A 1,002-nucleotide genomic window follows, 5' to 3' on the forward strand; every position below is an offset into this window, starting at 1 on the left:
CGCGGCAGCGATCGCCGCGCCGCGTGGCGCGGCGGCCATGCCTCCCGGCGCGCCTTCGCGCGCTCCCTCGTGGCGCGCCTGCGCGCGCTCCCTCTTGGCGCGCCTGCGCGCGCGGGGCAGACAACGATCATGGTCCGCTTCGAAGCGGTCGGGCTGCGCTACCCGGGCGGCGGTCCCCATCGCGGGGACTGGGGCCCTGAGGCGCTGTCGGACGTCACCTTCGCCCTGCCCCGCGGCTCCTTCACCTGGCTGCTCGGCGCCTCCGGCGCGGGCAAGTCGTCGGTGCTGCGGCTGATGCACCTGGCGCTGCGCCCGACGCGCGGCGAGGTGGAGGTGCTCGGCCTGCGCACGGCGCGCGCGCCGCGTGGCGCGCTGCCGGCGGTGCGGCGGCGCATCGGCGTGGTGTTCCAGGATTTCCGACTGCTGCCCTACCTCTCGGCCTTCGACAACGTCGCGCTGCCGCTGCGCCTGGCCGGAAGGCCGGAAGCCTCGCTGCGCGCCGACGTCACCGAGATGCTGCGCTGGGTGGGGCTGGACTCGAAGGCGCAGTCGGCGCCGCCGGAACTCTCGGGCGGCGAGCAGCAGCGCATCGCCATCGCCCGCGCCGTGGTGCACCGGCCGGACCTGCTGCTGGCCGACGAGCCGACCGGCAACCTGGATCAGCGCCAGGCGCGGCGGCTGCTGGCGCTGCTGAAGGAGATGAACCGGCTGGGCACCACCGTCGTCGTCGCCAGCCACGACGAGGAGCTGGTGGCGCGCTTCCCCGCGCCGGCGCTGTTCCTGCAGGAAGGCCGGCTGCACGACCCGGACAACGCGCGCGGCCTCTCGGCGGCGGAGGACGACCTGCTTGGCTAGGCGCGCGCGCTATTCGCGTGACCCGCTCGGCCTGCGCCGCGCGCTGGCGGGCCCGCTGATCCCGGGACTGGTCGCGGCCATGGCGCTGCTCGCCGCGCTGGCAGTGGCCGGCGCGCAGGGCGCGGCCGGGCTGGCCGAGCGCTGGCA

General features: G+C 76.6%; 1 protein-coding gene. It reads left to right on the top strand.

Annotation, left to right across the window (positions count from 1 at the left end):
* Window positions 1-129: 129 nt before the first annotated feature.
* Window positions 130-855: a cell division ATP-binding protein FtsE gene (locus OZN99_RS32390; RefSeq protein ID WP_270939292.1), complete on the top strand. Its 726-nt coding sequence runs from the start codon at window positions 130-132 to the stop codon at window positions 853-855.
* Window positions 856-1,002: the final 147 nt, after the last annotated feature.

This window comes from Falsiroseomonas oryzae (assembly GCF_027856955.1).
Lineage (GTDB): Bacteria > Pseudomonadota > Alphaproteobacteria > Acetobacterales > Acetobacteraceae > Falsiroseomonas > Falsiroseomonas oryzae.